Source organism: Paracoccus sp. (in: a-proteobacteria) (assembly GCF_046289755.1).
In the GTDB taxonomy this organism is placed as follows: Bacteria; Pseudomonadota; Alphaproteobacteria; order Rhodobacterales; family Rhodobacteraceae; genus Paracoccus.
On the sequence record NZ_JBKBVD010000053.1, the window covers coordinates 1 to 22,941 of the forward strand.

21 protein-coding genes are annotated in these 22,941 nt (G+C 61.7%); 1 reads left to right on the forward strand and 20 read right to left on the reverse strand.

What is annotated here, in order from left to right:
* The 9 genes from ACK41U_RS16135 to ACK41U_RS16175 form a co-directional block, all read right to left on the reverse strand.
* On the reverse strand, nt 1–220 hold a 220-nt coding region (locus tag ACK41U_RS16135; protein ID WP_409682231.1), incomplete at its 3' end, for a GTP-binding protein.
* Nucleotides 221–280: 60 nt separating this feature from the next.
* Nucleotides 281–2,404 carry an elongation factor G gene (gene fusA, locus ACK41U_RS16140; RefSeq protein ID WP_409682234.1) on the reverse strand — a complete coding sequence of 708 codons (2,124 nt, stop codon included), beginning with the start codon at nt 2,402–2,404 and terminating at the stop codon, nt 281–283.
* Nucleotides 2,405–2,422: 18 nt separating this feature from the next.
* The gene (gene rpsG / locus ACK41U_RS16145) at nt 2,423–2,893 is read right to left on the reverse strand and encodes a 30S ribosomal protein S7 (RefSeq protein ID WP_135312072.1); all 471 of its coding nucleotides are present in this window, start codon (nt 2,891–2,893) and stop codon (nt 2,423–2,425) included.
* A gap of 12 nt (nt 2,894–2,905) precedes the next feature.
* The gene (gene rpsL / locus ACK41U_RS16150) at nt 2,906–3,277 is read right to left on the reverse strand and encodes a 30S ribosomal protein S12 (RefSeq protein ID WP_022705687.1); all 372 of its coding nucleotides are present in this window, start codon (nt 3,275–3,277) and stop codon (nt 2,906–2,908) included.
* A 278-nt stretch (nt 3,278–3,555) separates the two neighbouring features.
* Complete coding sequence (locus tag ACK41U_RS16155; RefSeq protein WP_409682238.1) at nt 3,556–4,371, reverse strand: glycosyltransferase; 816 nt, start codon at nt 4,369–4,371, stop codon at nt 3,556–3,558.
* Nucleotides 4,371–5,309, reverse strand: coding sequence for a DMT family transporter (locus ACK41U_RS16160; protein WP_409682241.1), 939 nt, complete (start codon nt 5,307–5,309; stop codon nt 4,371–4,373). Before ACK41U_RS16160 ends, ACK41U_RS16155 begins: the two co-directional genes overlap by 1 nt.
* Nucleotides 5,310–5,333: 24 nt before the next feature.
* Nucleotides 5,334–6,167, reverse strand: coding sequence for a glycosyltransferase (locus ACK41U_RS16165; RefSeq protein ID WP_409682244.1), 834 nt, complete (start codon nt 6,165–6,167; stop codon nt 5,334–5,336).
* Nucleotides 6,168–6,360: 193 nt separating this feature from the next.
* Nucleotides 6,361–6,708, reverse strand: coding sequence for an antibiotic biosynthesis monooxygenase family protein (locus ACK41U_RS16170; RefSeq protein WP_409682247.1), 348 nt, complete (start codon nt 6,706–6,708; stop codon nt 6,361–6,363).
* The gene (locus ACK41U_RS16175; protein WP_409682250.1) at nt 6,705–7,034 is read right to left on the reverse strand and encodes an NIPSNAP family protein; all 330 of its coding nucleotides are present in this window, start codon (nt 7,032–7,034) and stop codon (nt 6,705–6,707) included. Before ACK41U_RS16175 ends, ACK41U_RS16170 begins: the two co-directional genes overlap by 4 nt.
* Nucleotides 7,035–7,111: 77 nt before the next feature.
* Here ACK41U_RS16175 and ACK41U_RS16180 point away from each other — a divergent pair, with 77 nt between their 5' ends.
* A complete protein-coding gene (locus ACK41U_RS16180; protein WP_409682253.1) occupies nt 7,112–7,798 on the forward strand; it encodes an ArsR/SmtB family transcription factor in 687 nt (228 codons plus the stop codon).
* A 155-nt stretch (nt 7,799–7,953) separates the two neighbouring features.
* Here ACK41U_RS16180 and ACK41U_RS16185 read toward each other — a convergent pair whose 3' ends face one another.
* The 11 genes from ACK41U_RS16185 to secE form a co-directional block, all read right to left on the reverse strand.
* Nucleotides 7,954–8,568 (reverse strand): GNAT family N-acetyltransferase, encoded by a 615-nt coding sequence (locus ACK41U_RS16185; protein WP_409682255.1) that lies wholly within the window; start codon nt 8,566–8,568, stop codon nt 7,954–7,956.
* Nucleotides 8,531–9,349, reverse strand: a complete 819-nt coding sequence (locus tag ACK41U_RS16190; protein ID WP_409682258.1) for an HAD family hydrolase — start codon at nt 9,347–9,349, stop codon at nt 8,531–8,533. The genes ACK41U_RS16185 and ACK41U_RS16190 overlap by 38 nt, the downstream gene beginning before the upstream one ends.
* A gap of 94 nt (nt 9,350–9,443) precedes the next feature.
* The gene (locus tag ACK41U_RS16195) at nt 9,444–10,091 is read right to left on the reverse strand and encodes an HD domain-containing protein (protein ID WP_409682261.1); all 648 of its coding nucleotides are present in this window, start codon (nt 10,089–10,091) and stop codon (nt 9,444–9,446) included.
* 692 nt (nt 10,092–10,783) lie between these two features.
* Nucleotides 10,784–14,980: a DNA-directed RNA polymerase subunit beta' gene (rpoC, locus tag ACK41U_RS16200; RefSeq protein WP_409682263.1), complete on the reverse strand. Its 4,197-nt coding sequence runs from the start codon at nt 14,978–14,980 to the stop codon at nt 10,784–10,786.
* A gap of 53 nt (nt 14,981–15,033) precedes the next feature.
* Entirely contained in the window at nt 15,034–19,179 is a 4,146-nt protein-coding gene (gene rpoB, locus ACK41U_RS16205) for a DNA-directed RNA polymerase subunit beta (protein ID WP_409682266.1), read from the reverse strand.
* Between the two features lie 241 nt (nt 19,180–19,420).
* Nucleotides 19,421–19,792 carry a 50S ribosomal protein L7/L12 gene (gene rplL, locus ACK41U_RS16210; RefSeq protein ID WP_409682269.1) on the reverse strand — a complete coding sequence of 124 codons (372 nt, stop codon included), beginning with the start codon at nt 19,790–19,792 and terminating at the stop codon, nt 19,421–19,423.
* A 65-nt stretch (nt 19,793–19,857) separates the two neighbouring features.
* Nucleotides 19,858–20,373: a 50S ribosomal protein L10 gene (gene rplJ / locus ACK41U_RS16215; RefSeq protein ID WP_409682272.1), complete on the reverse strand. Its 516-nt coding sequence runs from the start codon at nt 20,371–20,373 to the stop codon at nt 19,858–19,860.
* A gap of 256 nt (nt 20,374–20,629) precedes the next feature.
* A complete protein-coding gene (gene rplA / locus ACK41U_RS16220) occupies nt 20,630–21,328 on the reverse strand; it encodes a 50S ribosomal protein L1 (RefSeq protein ID WP_409682274.1) in 699 nt (232 codons plus the stop codon).
* A gap of 3 nt (nt 21,329–21,331) precedes the next feature.
* A complete protein-coding gene (rplK, locus tag ACK41U_RS16225) occupies nt 21,332–21,784 on the reverse strand; it encodes a 50S ribosomal protein L11 (protein WP_409682277.1) in 453 nt (150 codons plus the stop codon).
* Nucleotides 21,785–21,870: 86 nt separating this feature from the next.
* On the reverse strand, nt 21,871–22,407 hold the full coding sequence (gene nusG / locus ACK41U_RS16230; protein WP_409682279.1) for a transcription termination/antitermination protein NusG: 537 nt from the start codon (nt 22,405–22,407) through the stop codon (nt 21,871–21,873).
* A 193-nt stretch (nt 22,408–22,600) separates the two neighbouring features.
* Nucleotides 22,601–22,795 carry a preprotein translocase subunit SecE gene (gene secE, locus ACK41U_RS16235; protein WP_409682282.1) on the reverse strand — a complete coding sequence of 65 codons (195 nt, stop codon included), beginning with the start codon at nt 22,793–22,795 and terminating at the stop codon, nt 22,601–22,603.
* Nucleotides 22,796–22,941: the final 146 nt, after the last annotated feature.

The window sequence follows — 22,941 nt, forward strand, 5'->3', positions numbered from 1 at the left end:
GCGCATAGTGGCGCGCTTCGGATTCGTATTCCACATGCGCGGTCGAGATCGTGATCCCGCGGGCCTTTTCTTCGGGCGCGCCGTCGATCTGGTCATAGGCGCGGAATTCGCCGAAATACTTCGTGATCGCGGCCGTCAGCGTCGTCTTGCCGTGGTCAACGTGACCAATGGTCCCGATGTTGACGTGCGGTTTGTTCCGTTCAAACTTTGCCTTTGCCATGGAATGGCTCCTTGTTCTTCTATGCTGGTAAAGTGGCGGGGTTCATGCCCCGCCGCAAGATCAGGCGTATTTCTTCTGGATCTCGTCCGAGATGTTCTGCGGCACGGCCTCATAGTGGTCGAACTGCATCGAGAACACCGCACGGCCCGACGACATCGAACGCAGGTTGTTGATGTAACCGAACATATTGGCCAGCGGCACAAAGCAGTCGATGACATTCGCGTTGCCGCGGCTGTCCTGCCCCCGGACCATGCCACGACGGCTGGTCAGGTCACCGATGATCGAGCCGGTATATTCTTCCGGCGTGACGACCTCGACCTTCATGATCGGTTCCAGCAGTTTCGCACCGGCCTTTTTCAGACCTTCGCGCATCGCCGCACGGGCCGCGATCTCGAATGCCAGCACCGACGAGTCGACGTCGTGGAAGGCGCCATCCGTCAGCGCGACCTTGAAGTCGATGACCGGGAAGCCAGCCAGCGGGCCCGAATCCATCACCGATTTGATGCCTTTTTCGACACCCGGGATGTATTCCTTCGGCACCGCGCCGCCCACGATTTTCGATTCGAACGAATAGCCTTCGCCCGGCTCGGTCGGGGTGATGGTCAGCTTGATGCGCGCGAACTGGCCGGTGCCACCGGTCTGTTTCTTGTGCGTATAGTCGATGTCAGCCTGCTGGCTGATCGTTTCGCGGTAAGCCACCTGCGGGGCGCCGATATTCGCCTCGACCTTGAATTCGCGCTTCATGCGGTCAACGAGGATGTCGAGGTGCAACTCGCCCATGCCCTTCATGATCGTCTGGCCCGATTCAAGATCGGTTTCCACACGGAAGGACGGGTCTTCGGCCGACAGGCGCTGAAGGGCCAGGCCCATCTTTTCCTGATCGGCTTTCGACTTGGGCTCGACGGCGATCTCGATCACCGGCTCGGGGAAGGTCATGGTTTCCAGAACGACGGGGCTGGTGGTGTCGCACAGCGTGTCGCCCGTGGTCGTGTCCTTCAGACCGGCCAGCGCGATGATGTCGCCTGCAAAGGCTTCCTCGATTTCCTCGCGGTTGATCGAGTGCATCATCATCATCCGGCCAACGCGCTCGCGCTTGCCCTTGGTGGCGTTCAGCATCTGATCGCCCTTTTTCATCACGCCCGAATAGATGCGCGTGAAGGTCAGCGAGCCGACGAAGGGGTCGTTCATGATCTTGAAGGCCAGACCCGAGAACGGCTGGCTGTCATCAGCGCGGCGTTCGATGTTGCGGGTCTCGGTCTCGTCGCCCGGCGTGAAGCCCATATAGGCAGGCACGTCCAGCGGCGAGGGCAGGAAGTCGATGACCGAGTTCAGCAGCGGCTGCACGCCCTTGTTCTTGAACGCGGAACCGGCGGTGACCGGGAAGAAGGACAGCGACAGCGTGCCCTTGCGGATCAGGCCGCGCAGGGTCGCCTCGTCGGGCTCGTTGCCCTCAAGGTAGGCTTCCATCGCGGCATCGTCCTGCTCGACGACAAGTTCCAGCAGGTTCATCCGCCACTCGTCGGCCAGATCCTTCAGCTCGTCGCGGATCGGACGGCGGAACCAGGATGCGCCAAGGTCTTCACCTTCCCACACCCATTCTTCCATCTTGATCAGGTCGATGATGCCTTCCAGCTTGTCCTCGGCGCCGATCGGCAGGGCGATCGGGCACGGGGTGCCGCCGGTGCGTTCCTTGATCATCTTCACGCAGTTGAAGAAGTCGGCGCCGATCTTGTCCATCTTGTTGACGAACACGATCCGCGGAACCTTGTAGCGGTCGGCCTGACGCCAGACGGTTTCGGTCTGCGGCTCGACACCGGCATTGGCGTCCAGCAGACAGATCGCACCATCCAGCACCGCCAGCGAACGCTCGACTTCGATGGTGAAGTCGACGTGGCCGGGCGTGTCGATGATGTTGAAGCGGTACTTGGTGTCAGAGGTCCCCTCGGTGGTGGGGTCTTCCTGACGCTGCCAGAACGTGGTGGTCGCGGCAGACGTGATCGTGATGCCGCGCTCCTGCTCTTGCTCCATCCAGTCCATGGTCGCGGCGCCGTCATGCACTTCGCCGATCTTGTGCGACTTGCCGGTGTAATAAAGGATACGCTCGGTCGTCGTCGTTTTCCCGGCATCAATATGCGCCATGATGCCAAAGTTACGATAACGCTGCAGCGGATATTCGCGTGCCATGGTCTGAATCCTCTTGCCTTACCAGCGGTAGTGGCTGAACGCTTTGTTGGCGTCGGCCATCTTGTGCGTGTCTTCGCGTTTCTTCACGGCGGTTCCGCGGCCATTGACGGCATCGGACAGCTCGCCCGCAAGGCGCTCTTCCATCGTGTTTTCGTTGCGCTTGGCCGCGGCCGTGATCAGCCAGCGGATGGCCAGCGCCTCGCGGCGGATCGGACGAACCTCGACCGGCACCTGATAGGTGGCACCACCGACGCGGCGCGAACGCACCTCGACCGAGGGTTTCACGTTTTCCAGCGCCTCGTGGAAGACTTCGATCGGCTCGCGCTTGAGACGGGTCTCGACGCGCTCCAGCGCGTTGTAGACGATCCGCTCGGCGATCGATTTCTTGCCGTCAACCATCAGGTTGTTCATGAATTTGGTCAGCACGCGATCGCCATATTTGGCGTCGGGCAGGACTTCGCGCTTTTCAGCGGCGTGACGACGGGACATGGATGCCTCTCCTTATTTCGGACGCTTGGCGCCGTATTTCGAACGACGCTGGCGACGATCTTTGACACCCTGGGTATCCAGCACACCGCGCAGGATGTGGTAACGGACACCCGGAAGGTCTTTGACGCGGCCGCCGCGGATCAGCACGACGCTGTGTTCCTGCAGGTTGTGCTTTTCGCCCGGAATATAGGAAATGACCTCGAAACCATTCGTCAGGCGCACCTTGGCGACCTTACGCATAGCGGAGTTCGGCTTTTTCGGCGTCGTGGTGTAGACGCGCGTGCAGACACCGCGTTTCTGCGGGCAGCCCTGAAGGTGCTGCGACTTCGAGCGCTGCACTTTCGGCTGCCGCGGTTTGCGGATCAGCTGTTGGATCGTCGGCATTCGGTTCCCCGTCTTGCTCTGTCAATACTCGCAACCATTCCGGTTGCGCCGCTTCTCGACGGCACTTTGCGCGAATCGCAAAATGCCAAGCCCGTCCGGCCCATAAAGGGCTGACGGGCATAATTCCAGAGGATCGGGGCGTTTATGGCCCGGATCATGACCATATCGGTTCTGGCACCCGGACAGTGATGTTCCGGGTAGCGGGGCTATAAGGTGAATCGCCCCTCCTGTCAACAAGCGCCCCCTGCCCGGCTGGCACGGCAAGCCCGTCCGGTGCGCTAGTCCAGACGCTGTGCCAGATCCTTCAGCAGGGCGCGGCGCAGGCCAAAGCGCTGGCGCAGCTGACGGCCCAGATCGGCCGCGTCCAGATCCCATGGCATGCCCGGCCCGGCCGAACCGCTGTCGCTGTCGCCATGGATCGAGCGGATGAACATCAGCGGCCTGTTCACCGAGACGCCGGGCATCCATTGCGCCAGTTTGGAATGGTCGTAATGCAGCGCGGTTTCCGGCATGTCGGGGCGCAGGAAGATGGTCAGCGCGACGCCCATATTGTGACAGATGCGCGGCGTGACGGTCATCTGCCCGCCCTCGATCCGCAGCATCAGCCCGCGCCCGTAATCCAGCGACAGCTTGCCCTCGGCCTGCCACAGCCCCGCGACCTGCGCGAAATCGCGGCGGGTGGCGGCGATATAGTCCAGCGCCACCGCGTCATCATCGTCATGGCGGAAATGGCCGATCACATCGGCCTGCGGATCGACATGCGGCGCGATGGCCGCGCGGCAGGCGGCCAGATGACGCTCCATCGGGGGGACCAGCTCAAGGCGAAGCTGCGGGATCTGCGCGCACAGCGCGCGCAGACGCGACAGGTAGGGTTCGGGCAGGTCCGGGCCGGTCATCACGACCAGCGTGAAATCGGGGTCGCTCTGTGCGCGCCAACCCGGCAGGGCCACCTCGGTGAACCACAGCCAGCGCCGGGCCAGCCGCTCGGGCGCGTACAGATAGGCCCGGCGTTCCTCATATGTCGCATGTTCGACCTGATAGCCGCGCAATCCCACATAGGAAAAGCGGCACAGGCCCAGCAACTGCACCCGCATCAGCGCCGCCGCCCCAGTCTGCTTTCGCGCCAGATCGTATAGATCCCGGCCCCCACGACAAGCCCCGAGCCGGCCCATGTCCACATATCCGGCCATTCGCCAAAGACCAGCAGCCCCAGAAAGATCGCCGTCAGCAGCGAGGTATAGCGGAACGGCGCCACCGCCGAAATCTCGCCCACACGCATCGCCGCGACCGCGCAGATATAGCCGACCGTCAGAAAGCCCGCGCCCAGCAGCAGCAACAGCACCTGCCCCGGTCGCGGCATCACCCAGCCCTGCCCCAGGCTCAGCCCGAAGCCGATCAGCGTCACTGCGACGGCGGCATAGAACGCGATAGTGGCCGAGCTGGTCTCGCGCCCCAGGCGGCGGGTGATCAGGTCGCGCAGGGTCACCATCAGCATCGCGCCCAGCCCCACCAGCGACCAGATGCCAAAGGCGCCGGTACCGGGCCGCAGGATCAGCATCACCCCCGCCATTCCGACCACGACGGCGGTGATGCGCCGCCAGCCCAGTGTCTCGCCAAAGAACAGCGCCGCCCCCAGCATCACCGCCAGCGGCAGCGCCTGCATGATCGCGGACAGATCGCCGATCGCCATATGCTGCAAGGCGTTGAGAAACAGCAGCGTCGAGCCGACCTCGCCCACCACCCGCAGCGCCATCGGCCAGCGCGAGACCGGCGCGATGCGCAGCCGCAACCCGCCATCGCGCTGCGCCAGCAACGCCAGCGCCGCCATGACCATCAGCCCGCGCAGGGTGATCGCCTGATAAAGCGGCATGTCCTGCGTCACGAACTTCATCACCGCATCGTTGCAGGTGAACCCGATCATCGAGGCGCACATCAGCGCCGCCCCGCGCAGATTGTCCCCCGGTTGCAGCGGATCGGGGCGGATCGAGGCAGGCCGGACGCGGCGCAGCGGAGAGATCAGGGACGGAGCCATGGGGGCCTTGCTTGGGTTGGGGGCTCAGGCCCGCGAGGTTTCGGATCGCGCAGAGAGGGCTGTGAACAGCTCGTCCCGGCCAAGGCCGAAACGGCGCAGCAACGTGGCCCGGACCTCGTCATCCTCCATCTCGATGCGGCGATGTCCATAGGGGTCGCGGGGGCTGTCATTGCTGGCGTGGAAACCGCGCACCCACATCACCCCGTCGGGACGGCTGATCGTGGGCACGAAGCGCCACATCCAGTCGTGCCGGTAGTTCATGATCGAACGCGGCGTGCCGCCGGGAAAATACAGCGTCAGCGCCGGCACCCAGAAATGCGTCAGCTCGCAGCGCAGCGACAGGGCGCCGTCGCGGCCCTGCTCCAGCACGAAGCCGCGCCCGTAATCCAGCGCGACCGGCGCCTGCCCGCCCATCATCGGCGCCACCAGCCGCCAGTCGCGCCGCACGCGGGCGACATAATCGCGGCAGACCGCATCATCGTCATCCATGCGGAACTGCGCCACGACATCGGCGCCCGGTTCCGTGTGGCGGGCCAGCAGCGTCTTGCAGATCTCGGCGTGGCGACCGGGGGGCACCTGTTCCAGCCGGATCTGCGGCACGGCCTCGGCGATGCGGCGCAGACGCCCGATCCAGGGCTGCGGCAGGTCCTCGCCGGTGGCGACGATCAGGGTAAAATCGGGATCGGTCTGCCACATCAGCGGCGGCAGGCACAGCGTCTCGAACCAGCGCAGGCGCTGTTCCATCCGGGCGGGGTCATAGAGGATGGCGCGGTTGCGGGCCAGATCATCGCCGGTGGTCTGGAAATCGCCCTGCACCAGCATCGAAAAGCGGCACAGCCCCAGAACCTGAATGCGCATGACCCCTCCTGCCCGTTGGGCCCGAGTATCGCGGGCGCGCGGCGGGGGTCAACCGGAATGCGGTCAACCGCAATTGTTCTGTGGCACATAGTTCTGCCTTTTCTGTCAGGCAGTCTGCCTCTCGGGCTTGCCAGCTTGACGAAAGCGGACAGTCATCGGTCGGCACGGCATCGACGTGAAGAGCCCACAGCGGTCATTGCCCATGCGCCAGTTTGCTGTCCGCAGGCGCTTCGACGCGGTCAAACATACCATAGTCGCGCACCACGTGGGCGATGCGAAGGCGGTAGTCACCAAAGACATCGCTCCGTCCCTTATCTTGCGCACCGCGATGGGCAGATACGGTGCGCCATCGCGTAACCGCCGCCTCGTCCTCAAAGAACGAAAGGGACAGAACCTTGCTCGGGTCCGTCAGACTTTGAAACCGCTCCACTGAAATGAAGCCCTCGACCTGCTCGATCATCGGTCGCATCACCGCCGCGATGCGCAGGTAATCGTCCGTGCGGCCCGTCGCTGGATGGACCTCGAAAATCACGGCAATCATTCTTGAGTGCCTGCGCCATGGGGTGCTGACACTAGTTTCAGGAATGTCCTGTCTTCGCGCAGCAGGAATTTCTCCTTCTGAGCGAAATCGTAGTTCTCACGCCCCAAGGGATCAGCCGCCAGTCGTTCCCGATAGGCCTCGTAGTCGGCGAGGCTCGCCACGTTGTAGATGCCATAGGCCAAGGAGCTGGAGCCTTCGTGCGGCGCAAAGTATCCGATCAGATCGGCACCGCAACGCGGGATGGCTTGCCCCCAGTTGCGAGCATATTCGGCGAACTGGGCACGTTTCGTTGGGTCGATATCATAGCGAATGACACAGGTCAGCATCGTGTGGTCCTTCTGGGTCTGGTGTTCCAGAATTCTACATTCTTGCGAAAGACAAATGGTTCGGCTAGCGTCGAACTATGAAAGAAGGTCCTGATATAGCCTACATCGCCGCCTTGATCGGCGACCCTGCACGGGCCAACATGCTGACCGCTTTGATGAGCGGCAAGGCTTTGACCGTGAGTGAACTGGCCGCGGAAGCTGGTGTGACTGTTCAGACGGCAAGCTCGCATCTTTCCAAGATGGAAGAAGGCGGGTTACTGCGTCCGCGCAAACAGGGCCGTCATAAGTATTTTTCCCTAGCTAACGACGATGTCGCGCATGTGCTGGAAGCGCTGATGGGGCTTGCCGCAGGGACAGGCCATTTACGAAAGCGCACCGGGCCAAAAGATGAGAGCCTTCGCAAGGCGCGGGTTTGCTACAACCATCTTGCGGGCGATATGGGTACGCGCCTTTACGACAGCCTGCTGGAGAGGGGCTTTCTTGACGCTGCCGTCGCGGGTGTCACGCTGACAGTTGCAGGTGCTGCGTTCGTAGCAAAATTTGGGATTGATCTCGAAGATCTTCGTAAAATGAAGGTGCCTTTGTGCCGCGAGTGCTTGGACTGGAGCGAACGGCGCCCCCACCTTGCGGGCAGCCTTGGCCGTGCCTTTCTTGGCCGGATCGAGGCACTTTCATGGGCCAAGCGCGATCAGAAAAGCAGGGCGGTCCTGTTCTCCGCCAGCGGCGATGCCGCCTTCGTACAAGTTTTTCCAACTTCAAATTGACGACGTACTAAGTGCAGGTGCCGACCACCTTCCAATGTCTGCTTCGTCCCGCAAAGCAGACGGATGAGGCCGGTGGTTGACCGGCAGCTATGCGGACCAAGCGGACGCTCCAAGAACAGCTATAGATCGCGTAGACAGACCATGGGGCCTCGTCTTTAGCTGAAACCCATCCAGATGGTCCGGTTCCGTTCCACACCTTCGAGGCGAAGCTCGGTGAAACCGAGGCTTTCCCAAAAACCGATTGCACGCTTATTGGCGGGATTGACCCCGACATGGATGCCATTGCTCCCCCGTTTGACAGCCATATCCTGCCATCTCCCAAACATCTCCGCGCCGAACCCCATGCCTTGAATCCGAGGAAGAAGGTTCATGTGAAGATGGGACGGAAACTGAGAAAGCAGCGCTTCTGGCGCTCGTGACGGGTGGTGGATCATGAAGGCACGACGCTCATCCGCCGACCATGCATCCTTTGATCCTCTTGCGGGATCGGCGTAGCGCACACGGAGATGCGGCCACCATTCTTTTTCAAGCCGATCCTCCCATGCCCGTGTGTTGATCGTTCCCACGGCAAAGCCCGCAACACCCTTGGCATCTTCGATAACGAGGCAGAGATGCGGCTCAAGCACGGCATACGGGGCGGAGTAGATCTGCCCGGTTATCTGCGGATCATTGTGAAGATGTGATGCATCTCCACCGGCATAGCTGGTGGCAAGGGAAATGGCATACAGCGCATCAAGATCTCCGAGACAGACCGGGCGGATGTTTATCATTACGTTCTCTCGAAGGACTTGTTTTGTCATCGCGTCTCTCCTGACATGGACGACAGATTAAAGGAAGCAATTCACTCCACTCAAGGATGATATGGTCGGGCTGGACATGACAATCCGGTGGGAGGCCTCTGCGACGGTGATCGTGCCAAATGGCACGAATGCCGAGTCGCTGTGGAGCTGCCACCTCCCATTCGAGATTGTCGCCGACCATCCACGTCCCCGCAGGCTCAACATCCATGGCCTTCATTGCGTGAAGATAGGTTTGCTCATCAGGCTTGCCGAAACCCATTTCACCTTCAATTTGAACGTGGTCAAACAACGGCGTTAGATTAAAGCGTTCCAGTTTCTCTCTTTGAACGTCAGCCGCTCCATTTGTTACAAGGGCAAGCCGGACGTTCATTTGTCGAAACGTTTCGAGCGTGATCCTCGCTCCATCGTACATACGGGCGCTAGCCGTCCTGGCTTGTGAGAACAGGTCGCAGAAGACAGGGCCCACATGAGTGTCAGGCAGGTTGAGCTTTTGCAAAGTGTTCGAGATCACCAACTCTCGTGCCTGCCTAATGCCTATGTGGGAACCGAGCCGTGCTGTCTTAGAATGCGTAGGAGAAGACCAGAACGCTTCCAGTGCATTTTCCAGTGCGTGGGCTATGGCTACGGGGCTATAGGGAACCAATCGGTGAGCTAGTTTCTCAGCCACTAATAACAGTATGATGAGCCGATCACCCTCGGTTAGAATTGTGTCGTCCAAGTCAAAAAGTATCGCCTTAGGTGCGTTAACCATCCACTTCTTCCTTACCCCTTAGTTTGCTCAGGGCTCTTCACGTCGATGCATGTGTGCCGCCTTGGCGTCAGCTATGCGGGAATGGAGCGGTTGGTCAGGGTAGGCGCGCCTTGATCTCGGTTAGGTCAATGCCACCCTGCTGCATCTTCTTCTCTGCCCTTGACCTGATGACAGCAAGTAGGGTCATCAATGCTGTATCGTGGGCGCATTCGCGGTCCATCTTGGTGTAGACGAGACACAATTCCTGTTCGGTCCAGGTCTGTAGATCCGCAAGATTGTGTTGGTGCTGTACCTCAAGTTTGTCGAGGGCTCGCGCAAACTTTGCCTCTGCGGTCTCGCAGTCTTCGTATTCGCGCCATAGCTCTAAAAGGAGTCTTCCCGAAGCCGCTGGAAGCATTCCGCGCATTGCTTCCATTGCTTCGGCTTCATCGGCAAGCTTGGTGTTTTTACGGGCGCTTTCCTCAAAGTATGGAATATCCCCGGTAATGGCCTCCGCTATGTCGTGAAGTGCGATCAGCTTCAGGGTCTGCCCCAGATCGACAGAATGCTGAAGGTGCGGGGCCATCAGGACGGCCGCCACTGACATCATCCACGTATGTTCCGCGACACTTTCCTGCCGGCCATTCGACAACCAGCTATGGCGCATCTCGGTCTTCAGATTTTCAGCCAAGCCCAACACATTCACAATGCCCTCAGCGTCGGCGCGGGGAAGTGTTGCGCTGTCAGGGCTTTTTTCTGTCATGGCGTCTCTCCTGTCATGGACGACAGATTAGCCGCTATGTCCCACCGCAACCAGCAAGATCCGGTGTGGGCTCTTCGCGTCGATGCGACCAGGCCGCTGAGAGGTGGCTTTTCGAAAGATATGGTGATCGCGGGCACCGCGATCGCTGATCCAGTGGACAGCCGCGCCTCCGCTTCGCTCTGGCACCGCTGACGATCTTTCATTTCTTTTTTCCGCCTGCCATCCGGCCGGCGATCTGAACACGGGCTCTGGTGCCGCTGCGCGTCAGCCTCCACGGAGAAATCCGGTTCCTCCCACGCGCAAGCGCGCGGGTCCCTCCCAATTTCACCGCTCCGGCCCCGTGTGTCAGATCACCGTCCGGCCGCAGGTCGGGCTGCGCCCACCCTGCTTTGCCCTTCGGATGACATGAGGTCATCCAAAGTGAAAAGCAGGGATGGCTTCGCCACTGGCGGAACAGGAAGGAGCGCCACGACATGTCGGACCGGATCAAAACACGGGGCGGAGATTGGGCTGTGGCCCATCAGAGGCAGACCTTTGTGACAGGAAAGGCAAGCCCGCCTTTGCATCGGGAACAGGCCCCACTGATTTCACGCAATTTTCCCTACCGCTGAAGGCAGAACTATCTGCACCCTGCCAGCAATGACAAAGGCCCGGCACTGGGCCGGGCCTTTGCAGTCATATGGGCGGGGCGCTTACGCCTCGCTGGTGTCCGGCACCGGCGCGGCCAGAGCGGCAGCCGCCTCGGCCTCGGCGCGGCGGGCATCGATGACCGTCTGGTCACGCTCGGTCGCGATGCGGCGCACGCGGGTGGTGGCGCCACCGGTGCCCGCCGGGATCAGGCGGCCCACGATGACGTTCTCTTTCAGGCCCACCAGCTTGTCGCGCTTGCCCTGAACGGCAGCCTCGGTCAGCACACGCGTCGTCTCCTGGAAGGACGCCGCCGAGATGAAGCTGCGGGTCTGCAGCGACGCCTTGGTGATGCCCAGCAGGACCGGCTCGCCCGTGGCGGGACGTCCGCCGCGTGCCTCGATCTTGGCGTTCTCCTCGACGAACTCGTCACGCTCGACATGTTCGCCCTTGAGCAGCGTGGTCTCGCCGCCGTCCAGGATCTCGATCTTCTGCAGCATCTGGCGAACGATCACCTCGATATGCTTGTCGTTGATCTTCACGCCCTGCAGACGATAGACGTCCTGCACCTCGTCGATGAGATAGTCGGCCAGGGCCTCGATCCCCATGATGCGCAGGATGTCATGCGGCGCCGGGTTGCCGTCCATGATATAGTCACCCTTCTGCACGAAGTCGCCTTCCTGCACCGGGATGTGCTTGCCTTTCGGCACCATGTATTCGACCGGCGGCGCGCCCTCTTCGGCGGCCTCGATGCTGATGCGGCGCTTGTTCTTGTAGTCCTTGCCGAACCGCACATAGCCGTCGATTTCCGCGATGATCGCGTGATCCTTGGGACGCCGGGCCTCGAACAGTTCCGCCACGCGGGGAAGACCCCCGGTGATGTCCTTGGTCCGGGCGCCTTCGCGCGGGATCCGGGCCACCACGTCGCCGGCCTTGATGTCCTGACCGTCTTCGACCGACAGAACCGCATCCACCGACATCGGATAGCTGACCGGGTTGCCCTGATCGTTGCGCACCGGCTCGCCGTTTTCATCCATGATGATGATTTCGGGCTTCAGATCGCTGCCCTTGGGCGCGGAACGCCAGTCGGTCACGATCTTCTGCGTCATGCCGGTTGCATCGTCGGTCTCGTCGCGGACCGAGATCCCCGACAACAGATCGACAAAGCGCGCCACACCCGCCTTTTCGGCGATGATCGGCAGGGTATAGGGGTCCCATTCGAACAGCTTGCCGCCGCGAACCACACGCTCGCCTTCGGTCACGAACAGCTTCGAACCGTAGAACAGCTTGTGGCTGGCGCGCTCTTGCCCCTGATCGTCCAGAACCAGCAGCTGCATGTTGCGCGACATCACGACCTGTTCGCCATTGGCGTTGCCCAGGATGCTGGAGTTGCGGAACGACACGGTGCCCTCATGCGAGGCGGCCTGGAACGACTGCTGACCACCCTGCGCAATGCCGCCGATGTGGAAGGTCCGCATCGTCAGCTGGGTGCCCGGCTCGCCGATCGACTGGGCGGCGATGATGCCGACAGCCTCGCCGATATTGACCAGCGTGCCGCGGGCCAGATCGCGGCCATAGCACAGCGCGCAGATCCCGTCCTCGGATTCGCAGGTCAGGGCCGAGCGGATGCGCACAGTCTGCACGCCCGCCGCCTCGATGGCATCGGCCTTGCGCTCGTCGATCACGTCATTGGCGCGGACGATGATCTCGTCGCTGCCCGGAACCAGCACATCCTCGGCCGTGGTGCGACCCAGAACCCGCTCGGACAGGGGCGAGATGACCTCGCCGTCGTTCACGGCAGCGGATGCCGTGATCGCGCGTTCGGTGCCGCAATCATGTTCGCGGATGATGCAGTCCTGCGCCACGTCGACCAGACGCCGCGTCAGATAGCCCGAGTTCGCCGTCTTCAACGCGGTGTCCGACAGACCCTTGCGGGCGCCGTGGGTCGAGTTGAAGTATTCAAGAACGGTCAGACCTTCCTTGAAGTTCGAGATGATCGGCGTCTCGATGATCTCGCCCGAAGGCTTGGCCATCAGCCCGCGCATGCCGCCCAGCTGCTTCATCTGGTTGACCGAACCACGGGCACCGGAGTGCGCCATCATATAGACGCTGTTCGGCTCTTCCTCGGCGCCGTTCTCGTCGAACTTCTTCGACGAGATGGTGGACATCATGGCTTCGGTCACGCGGTCGTTGCACTTCGACCAGGCGTCCACGACCTTGTTGTACTTCTCGCCCTGCGTGATCAGACCGTCCAGATACTGCTGCTCGAACTCTTTGACCTGATCCTGAACCTCTTCCACGATGGTCCATTTGTTGTCGGGCACCACCATGTCGTCCTTGCCGAAGCTGATGCCGGCCTTGAACGCCTCGCGGAACCCGAGCGTCATGATCTGGTCACAGAAGATCACCGATTCCTTCTGACCGCAGTAGCGGTAGACGGTGTCGATGACGACCTGAACGTCTTTCTTGCGCAGCAGCTGGTTGACCAGCTCGAACGGCGCCTTGGCGTTCAGCGGCAGCAGGCCGCCAAGCCGCAGACGGCCCGGCGTGGTTTCAAAGCGCTTCCACACCTCGTTGCCATTCTCGTCGATCTGCTTCAGGCGCGCCTGAATCTTGGCGTGCAGATGCACCTCGCCCGCGGCCAGAGCATGCTCGACCTCGTCGATGTTGGAGAAGGCCATGCCTTCGCCCTTCATCCCCTCGCGCATCATCGTGACATAATAGATGCCAAGGATCATGTCCTGCGACGGAACGATGATCGGCGCGCCGTTGGCGGGCGACAGAACGTTGTTCGTCGACATCATCAGCACGCGCGCTTCCAGCTGGGCCTCAAGGCTCAGCGGGACGTGGACAGCCATCTGGTCGCCGTCAAAGTCGGCGTTGAAGGCCGAACAGACCAGCGGGTGCAGCTGGATCGCCTTGCCTTCGATCAGGATCGGCTCGAACGCCTGAATGCCCAGACGGTGCAGCGTGGGCGCACGGTTCAGCAGAACCGGGTGTTCACGGATGACCTCGTCCAGGATGTCCCAGACCTCGGGGCGTTCCTTTTCGACCAGCTTCTTGGCCTGCTTGACGGTCGAGGACAGACCCTTGGCTTCAAGCCGCGAATAGATGAACGGCTTGAACAGCTCCAGCGCCATCTTCTTGGGCAGGCCGCATTGATGCAGCTTCAGTTCCGGGCCAGTCACGATGACCGAACGACCCGAAAAGTCGACGCGCTTGCCCAGAAGGTTCTGGCGGAAGCGGCCCTGCTTGCCCTTCAGCATGTCCGACAGCGATTTCAGCGGGCGACGGTTGTTGCCCGTGATGACGCGGCCGCGACGGCCGTTGTCGAACAGCGCATCGACCGATTCCTGCAACATGCGCTTTTCGTTGCGCACGATGATGTCGGGCGCGCGCAGCTCGATCAGCCGCTTGAGGCGGTTGTTGCGGTTGATGACGCGGCGATACAGATCGTTCAGGTCCGAGGTCGCGAACCGGCCACCGTCCAGCGGCACCAGCGGGCGCAGTTCCGGCGGGATGACCGGAATGACCGTCAGCACCATCCATTCGGGACGGTTGCCCGACTCGAGGAACGACTCGACGATCTTCAGGCGCTTGATGATCTTTTTCGGTTTCAGCTCGCCCGTGGCCTCCTTGAGGTCCTCGCGCAGCTGCTCGGCGGTTGCCGCCAGATCAATATTGGCCAGCATCGCGCGGATGGCTTCCGCACCGATATCGGCCTGGAACGCGTCGGCGCCAAAGTTGTCCTGCGCGTCGAGGAATTCCTCTTCGCTCAGCAACTGGCCATAGGACAGGTCGGTCAGACCCGGCTCGATCACGACGTAGTTCTCGAAATAGAGGATACGTTCCAGATCGCGCAGCGTCATGTCCAGCATCAGGCCGATGCGCGAGGGCAGCGACTTCAGAAACCAGATATGGGCGACAGGTGCGGCCAGTTCGATATGGCCCATCCGCTCGCGGCGGACCTTTTGCAGGGTCACTTCCACGCCGCATTTCTCGCAGACGAGGCCGCGATATTTCATGCGTTTGTATTTGCCGCACAGGCATTCGTAATCCTTGATCGGACCAAAGATGCGCGCGCAGAACAGACCGTCACGTTCCGGCTTGAACGTGCGGTAGTTGATGGTTTCGGGCTTTTTCACCTCGCCGAAGGACCATGCCAGAATTTCTTCGGGCGAGGCCAGCGAGATCTTGATTTCGCTGAACTGACGCGGCGCGGCCAGCGGGTTCAGCGCGTTGGTGGCGAGTTCCTGGTTCATTTTCAATTCCTAATGAAGGGCACGGGATGGGGTGAAGTGGGGGCCTTAGGCCCTCACTCCTCCTCTTCCGCATCCAGGAGTTCCATGTTGAGGCCCAGACCCCGGACCTCCTTGACCAGCACGTTGAACGATTCCGGCACGCCAGCCTCGAAGTTGTCTTCGCCCTTGACGATCGACTCGTAGACCTTGGTGCGGCCGGCCACGTCATCCGACTTGACGGTCAGCATTTCCTGCAAGGTGTAGGCGGCGCCATAGGCTTCAAGGGCCCAGACCTCCATCTCACCCAGACGCTGGCCACCGAACTGGGCCTTACCACCCAGAGGCTGCTGAGTGACCAGCGAATACGGACCGGTCGAACGCGCGTGCATCTTGTCATCGACAAGGTGGTGCAGCTTGAGGACGTATTTCATCCCCACGGTGACCTGACGCGCGAACTGCTCGCCCGTGCGGCCATCGAACACCACCGACTGGCCCGAGGTGTCGAACCCGGCGCGCCGCAGCGCGTCGTTCACGTCAGCCTCTTTGGCACCGTCGAAGACCGGCGTGGCGATTGGCACACCCGTGCGCACCGTATCGGCATGCTCGCGCAGCGTCTCATCGTCCATGCCGTCGAACGTGTCGGCATAAAGCTCGTCGCCGTAACCGATGCGCATCGCCTCGCGGACCGGGGTCATGTCGCCATTGCGGCGATAATCTTCCAGCGCCTCGTCGATTTTCAGGCCCAACGCGCGGCTGGCCCAACCCATATGGGTTTCCAGAATCTGACCCACGTTCATGCGCGACGGCACGCCCAACGGGTTCAGAACCAGATCGACGGGGGTGCCATCCGCCAGGAACGGCATGTCCTCCATCGGGACCACCTTGGACACGACGCCCTTGTTGCCGTGACGACCGGCCATCTTGTCACCGGCCTGCAGCTTGCGCTTCACGGCGACAAAGACCTTGACCATCTTCATCACGCCCGGCGGCAGGTCGTCGCCCTGACGGACCTTTTCGACCTTGTCCTCGAAGCGGGCTTCCAGCAGCTTTTTCTGGGTGTCGTATTGCTGGTTCAGCGCCTCGACATCCTTGGCCACATCCTCTTCGGACACGGCCAGCAGCCACCATTGACCACGCGACATGGTGCCCAGCAGATCCTCGGTGATCTCGGTGCCCGAGCGGATGCCCTTGGGACCTTTCACCGCGGTCTTGCCCAGGATCAGCGTCTTGAGCCGCGAATAGATGTTGCGGTCCAGGATCGCCTGCTCGTCGTCGCGGTCGCGCGACAGACGCTCGACTTCCTCGCGCTCGATCTGCAGGGCGCGCTCGTCCTTGTCGACACCGTGACGGTTGAAGACGCGGACCTCGACGATCGTGCCATAGGCGCCGGGCGGCAGACGCAGCGAGGTGTCGCGCACATCGCTGGCCTTTTCACCAAAGATGGCGCGCAGCAGCTTTTCTTCCGGCGTCATCGGGCTTTCGCCCTTGGGGGTGATCTTGCCCACCAGAATGTCGCCCGGTCCGACCTCGGCACCGATATAGACGATACCGGCCTCATCCAGATTGCGCAGGGCCTCTTCGCCCACGTTCGGAATGTCGCGGGTGATCTCTTCCGGCCCCAGTTTCGTATCGCGGGCCGCCACTTCGTATTCGTCGATATGGATCGAGGTGAACACGTCGTCGCGGTGAATCCGCTCGGAGATCAGGATCGAGTCCTCATAGTTGTAGCCGTTCCACGGCATGAACGCGACGACCACGTTCCGACCGATGGCCAGTTCGCCCCGGTCGGTCGAGGGACCGTCCGCGATGACCTGATTGGCCACGACCTTCTCGCCCACCTTCACCAGCGGGCGCTGGTTGATGGTCGAGGACTGGTTCGAGCGTTTGAACTTGCGCAGACGATAGATGTCCACGCCCGCATCGCCCGCGCCCATGTCTTCGGTCGCACGCACAACGATCCGCTGCGCATCGACCTGATCAATCACACCGCTGCGGCGTGCCATGATCGCGGCGCCCGAATCGCGGGCCACGGTCGCCTCCATGCCGGTGCCGACAAACGGCGCCTCGGCGCGCAGAAGCGGCACGGCCTGACGCTGCATGTTCGAGCCCATCAGAGCGCGGTTGGCGTCGTCGTTTTCAAGGAACGGGATCAGCGCGGCGGCGACCGACACCAGCTGTTTGGGCGAGACGTCGATCAGGTCGATCGCATCCACCGGGTTCAGCATGAAGTCGCCCGACTGGCGGGTGCTGATCAGCTCGTCCGTGAAACGGCCTTCGGCATCCAGCGTCGCGTTGGCCTGCGCCACGGTGTGACGCATTTCCTCGGTCGCGGACATATAGACCACGTCGTCGGTGACCTGACCGTCGATGACCTTGCGGTAAGGCGTCTCGATGAAGCCATATTTGTTCACGCGGGCAAAGGTGGCCAGCGAGTTGATCAGACCGATGTTCTGACCTTCCGGCGTCTCGATCGGGCACATCCGGCCGTAATGGGTCGGGTGAACGTCGCGTACCTCAAAGCCCGCACGCTCGCGCGTCAGACCGCCCGGCCCAAGGGCCGACAGGCGGCGCTTATGCGTCACTTCGGACAGCGGGTTGGTCTGGTCCATGAACTGCGACAGCTGGCTGGAGCCGAAGAATTCACGCACCGCCGCCGCAGCCGGTTTGGCGTTGATCAGATCCTGCGGCATGACGGTGTCGATCTCGACGCCCGACATACGCTCACGAATCGCACGTTCCATGCGCAGCAGACCGACGCGATACTGGTTCTCCATCAGTTCGCCGACCGAGCGGACCCGGCGGTTGCCCAGGTGGTCGATGTCGTCGATCTCGCCCTTGCCGTCGCGCAGTTCCACGAGGCCACGGATACAGGCCACGATATCCGCGTGGCGCAGGGTCCGCTGGGTGTCGGGCGCGTCCAGATTCAGACGCATGTTCATCTTGACCCGGCCCACGGCGGACAGGTCGTAACGCTCGCTGTCGAAGAACAGCGAGTTGAACAGGTTCGACGCGGCCTCGACGGTGGGCGGCTCGCCCGGACGCATGACGCGGTAGATGTCCATCAGCGCGCCGTCGCGGCCCATGTTCTTGTCGGCGGCCATCGTGTTGCGGATATAGGGACCGACATTGACGTGGTCGATGTCCAGCACCGGCACTTCGTCGATCCCGTTGTCCAGCAGCACCTTCAGAATGCCACCCGACAGGTCGCCTTCCTTGTTGTACTCGGCGGTGATCTCATCGCCCGCTTCGGCATAGATAAAGCCGGTCTCTTCGTTGACCAGATCCTTGGCGACGAAACGACCCACGATCCGCTCGAACGGCAAGAGCAGGTTCACCTGCTCGCCCGCATCGACCAGTTGCTTGACCTGACGCGGGGTGACCTTTTCGCCGGCCTTGGTGATGACTTCACCGGTCTCGGCATTGACCAGATCAAAGGCCGGACGGGTGCCACGCATCCGCTCGGGGAAGAAGCGCGTGACCCAGCCCTGCGACCGGCCCTCGCGGCGCAGGCTGTAGTTCACGGTTTCGTAGAAGGCATCCATGATGCCCTCCTGGTCCATGCCAAGCGCATAGAGCAGCGTGGTGACGGGCAGTTTCCGGCGACGGTCGATGCGCGCGAACACCAGATCCTTGGCGTCGAATTCGAAATCCAGCCACGAGCCGCGATAGGGAATGATGCGGCAGGCGAACAGCAGCTTGCCCGAGCTGTGCGTCTTGCCGCGGTCATGGTCAAAGAACACGCCGGGCGAGCGGTGCATCTGCGACACGACCACACGCTCGGTGCCGTTCACGATGAACGTGCCGTTCGTCGTCATCAGGGGCATGTCGCCCATGAAAACGTCCTGTTCCTTGATATCCTTGACCGATTTGGCGCCGGTGTTTTCATCGACATCAAACACGATCAGACGCAGGGTGACCTTCAGCGGCGCGGCATAGGTCATGTCGCGCTGCTGGCACTCGTCCACGTCATATTTCGGCTTTTCCAGATCGTATTTCACGAATTCCAGAACGGCGGTCTCGTTGAAGTCCTTGATCGGGAACACCGACTGGAACACGCCCTGAATGCCGTCGCCATCATTGTGGCCGGTTCCCTCGCCCGAGTTCAGGAACAGATCATACGAGGATTTCTGAACCTCGATGAGGTTCGGCATCTCAAGAACTTCGCGGATATTGCCGTAATAGCGCCGGATACGCTTTTGGCCGACATAAGCTTGCGCCATGGGGTCTCGTCACCTTTCGTCTTCGCGCGCGCATCGGGTCGGGGCCCCCAAGGCGTGGCATACGAATGCAGGGATGAGGTTCCATTCGTGCCGCGCGTCCCACCGCGAAGCTCCCGAACCTCGAACATGCCCTGAAAGAAGGTCCGTATCAGGACCGCCCTTCAAGACAGGTTCGGCAGGGACCGGGAAACCCCGGACCCTGCCCTGTTCAATAGGTCAAAGCGACCGACCCAAGGGTCAATTACTTCAGTTCGACCTTGGCGCCGGCATCTTCCAGCTTTTTCTTCACTTCTTCGGCATCAGCTTTCGAGACGCCTTCTTTGACTTTGCCGCCAGCTTCGACCAGGTCCTTGGCTTCTTTCAGGCCCAGACCGGTGATGCCGCGAACTTCTTTGATCACGTTGATCTTGTTCGGGCCGGCTTCGGTCAGCACGACGTCGAATTCGGTTTTCTCTTCCGCAGCTTCAGCAGCAGCGGCAGGGCCCGCCATCATGACGGCGCCACCGGCTGCCGGCTCGATGCCGTACTCGTCTTTCAGGATGGTTTTCAGTTCCTGAGCCTGCAGCAGGGTCAGACCGACGATTTCTTCGGCAAGTTTCTTCAGATCAGCCATTTTTCCGTTCTTTCCAGTTAATGTTCCAACATCGGGTCATCGACCACGCGAAGGAATGGGGTTGCTTACGCAGCCTCGCGCTCTTCCAGAGTGCTGAGGATGCCCGCGATGTTCGAAGCAGGCGCGCCAATGGCACCGGCGATGTTGGAGGCAGGCGCACCGAGGCACGACACGATCTGAGCGATAAGCTCTTCACGCGAGGGCATCGAAGCGACGGCTTTCACACCGGCGGGGTCCAGAGCCGAGTCACCCATTGCACCGCCCAGGATCACGAACTTGTCGTTTTCCTTGGCGTATTTGTCGGCGATCCGGGCAGCTGCCACGGGATCCTCCGAATAGGTAAGCACGGTCATGCCCGTCAGGTAATCAGCGATGCTTGCGCAAGGCTTACCTTCCAGGGCGATCTTGGCGAGCTTGTTCTTGGCAACGCGAACCGATCCACCGGCGTCGCTCATGCGCGCGCGGAGGTCCTGCATATGTGCAACCGTCATCCCCTCGTAGTGGGCAACCACCACGACGCCAGAGCTTTCAAAGATCTGGCCGAGCTCGTCGACCACCTGTTCTTTTTGTGCTCTATCCACGGTTTCACTCCAAGTTGGGGGTTTCCCCCCGCTCTCACTTTCCCCGGCCTGTCAGGGCCGGGTCGGGTCCGCTAGGGCAAGATCACCCGAAGGAGGTTCCCCGGCTAAGGGGGCCTTCGGAAAAATGCTTCCCCATCTCAGGAAGGACATTAAGCCGGTTTCCCGGCACCCTCCGTCTCGGACAGGACAGGGCGCATATGGCGCGCCCCGCCATCCCCGGCACCGAACGGATCGGACGCCGGGAAATTCTTTGGCCTCAGGCGCCGGTCGCGGACGGAACGTCCACCGACACGCCCGGACCCATGGTCGAGCTGATCGAGACTTTCTTCATGTAAGTCCCTTTCGCGCCCGTGGGTTTCGCCTTCTGCACCGCGTCAACGAAGGCGCGCAGGTTCTGCACCAGCTTGTCCTCGTCGAACGAGACCTTGCCGATCCCGGCATGGACGACGCCCGCCTTTTCGGCCTTGAACTGGACTTCACCGCCCTTGGCCGCGTTGACCGCAGCGGTCACGTCCATGGTCACGGTGCCGACCTTGGGGTTCGGCATCAGGTTGCGCGGGCCCAGGATCTTGCCCAGACGGCCGACCAGCGGCATCATGTCCGGCGTTGCAATGCAACGGTCGAAATCAATCTTGCCGGACTGGATCGACTCCATCAGGTCTTCGGCGCCGACGATTTCCGCACCGGCGGCTTTGGCTTCGTCAGCCTTGGGGCCACGGGCGAACACGGCGACGCGGACGTCCTTGCCGGTGCCTGCGGGCAGGGTGACGACGCCGCGGACCATCTGGTCGGCGTGGCGCGGATCAACGCCCAGGTTCAGCGCGATCTCGACGGTTTCGTCGAATTTCGCGGAAGCTGCGGATTTCACCAGCTTGACCGCATCCTCGACCGTGAGGTTCGCTTTGCCGTCAAAGGCTTCGCGGGCGGCGGCTTTTTTCTTGGACAGTTTTGCCATGGCTTAGCCTTTCACCTCGAGACCGATCGACCGGGCGGAGCCGACGATGATCTTCATCGCGGCCTCGACGTCATTGGCCGACAGATCCTTCATCTTGGCTTCCGCGATCTCGCGGACCTGCTTGACGGTCACCGAACCTGCATTGGTCCGGCCCGGCTTGTCAGAGCCCTTGGCGCGGTTGCGCTTGCCCACCGGCTTCAGGCCAGCCGCCTTCTTGAGCAGGAAGGACGCGGGCGGCGTCTTCGTCTCGAAGGTGAACGACTTGTCAGCGTAATAGGTGATGACGACGGGCACGGGCGAGCCCGCTTCCATCTCCTGCGTCTTGGCGTTGAATTCTTTGCAGAACGCCATGATATTGATGCCGCGCTGACCCAGAGCCGGGCCAACGGGGGGCGACGGGTTCGCCTGACCCGCCTTGATTTGCAGCTTCAGGCTGCCGACAACTTTCTTGGCCATCTGGCCTTCTCCTTATCATCAGGCCCGCAAGGGGGCCGACTTAGCGGTGCGGCTCGGGTCAGACGACCGTTGCCTCCCGCAACCAATCACGAGGCCTTGGTGACCTGCGTGAATTCCAGTTCGACCGGCGTGGGCCGGCCAAAGATCGACACGGTGACCTTCACACGCGACGAAATCTCGTCCACTTCCTCGACCATGCCCGAGAAGCCCTCGAACGGACCGTCGGTCACGTTCACCTTCTCGCCCACGTCAAAGCGGATCAGGTTGCGCGGTGCGGCCGGTTCCCCGTCGCCCGTGCGGTTCAGCATCCCGTTCACTTCACCGTCGCGCATCGGCATCGGCTTGCCCTGCGCGCCCAGAAACCCGGTGACGCGGTTGATCGAGTTCACCAGATGATAGGTGCGGTCCGACATGTCCATGTGGACCAGCACGTAACCCGGCATGAAGCGCCGTTCGGACGTGACCTTTTTGCCGCGACGGATCTCGATGACCTCTTCGGTCGGCACCAGCACCTCGTCGATCTGGTCCTCAAGACCCTTCTCGGCGACAGCCTGGCGAATAGCCTCGGCGACCTTCTTTTCGAAGTTCGACAGGACGCTGACCGAATACCAACGCTTTGCCATGTCTCGATCGACCCCTGCTTCTTCCCCGAGAATCACGCAGGATATGCGCAACGCTCTGAATTCAAATACATCCGACAAAATTGAAAGCGGCGCGCACGCGAATTCGATGCACGCCGTCTGCCGGACAGTTCGGGGCACATACCGCCCCCGGCGGCCAAATGCAAGCCCCGCTGGTCCGTTCGCAGGCCCGGCCTCAGCCGCTGATCAACCGCAGTCCCTGCGTCAGACCCGTGCGGATCGCCAGATCGACCAGAAAGAAAAACAGGCTGGTCAACGAGGCGAAGATAAAGACCATGATCGTCGTCGTGATCACTTCGCGGCGCGTGGGCCAACTGATCTTTGCCGCCTCGGCGCGGACCTGGTTAATGAACTGGACAGGATTGGCCACGGCTCAGGCTCCTTGGATGTGCTGGGGGTGATGTAACCAGCCACGCCCCGGCTTGCAACCCTTCGCCTGATGGCCTGACCTGGCAGGGGCAGGGGGACTCGAACCCACGACCCTCGGTTTTGGAGACCGATGCTCTACCAACTGAG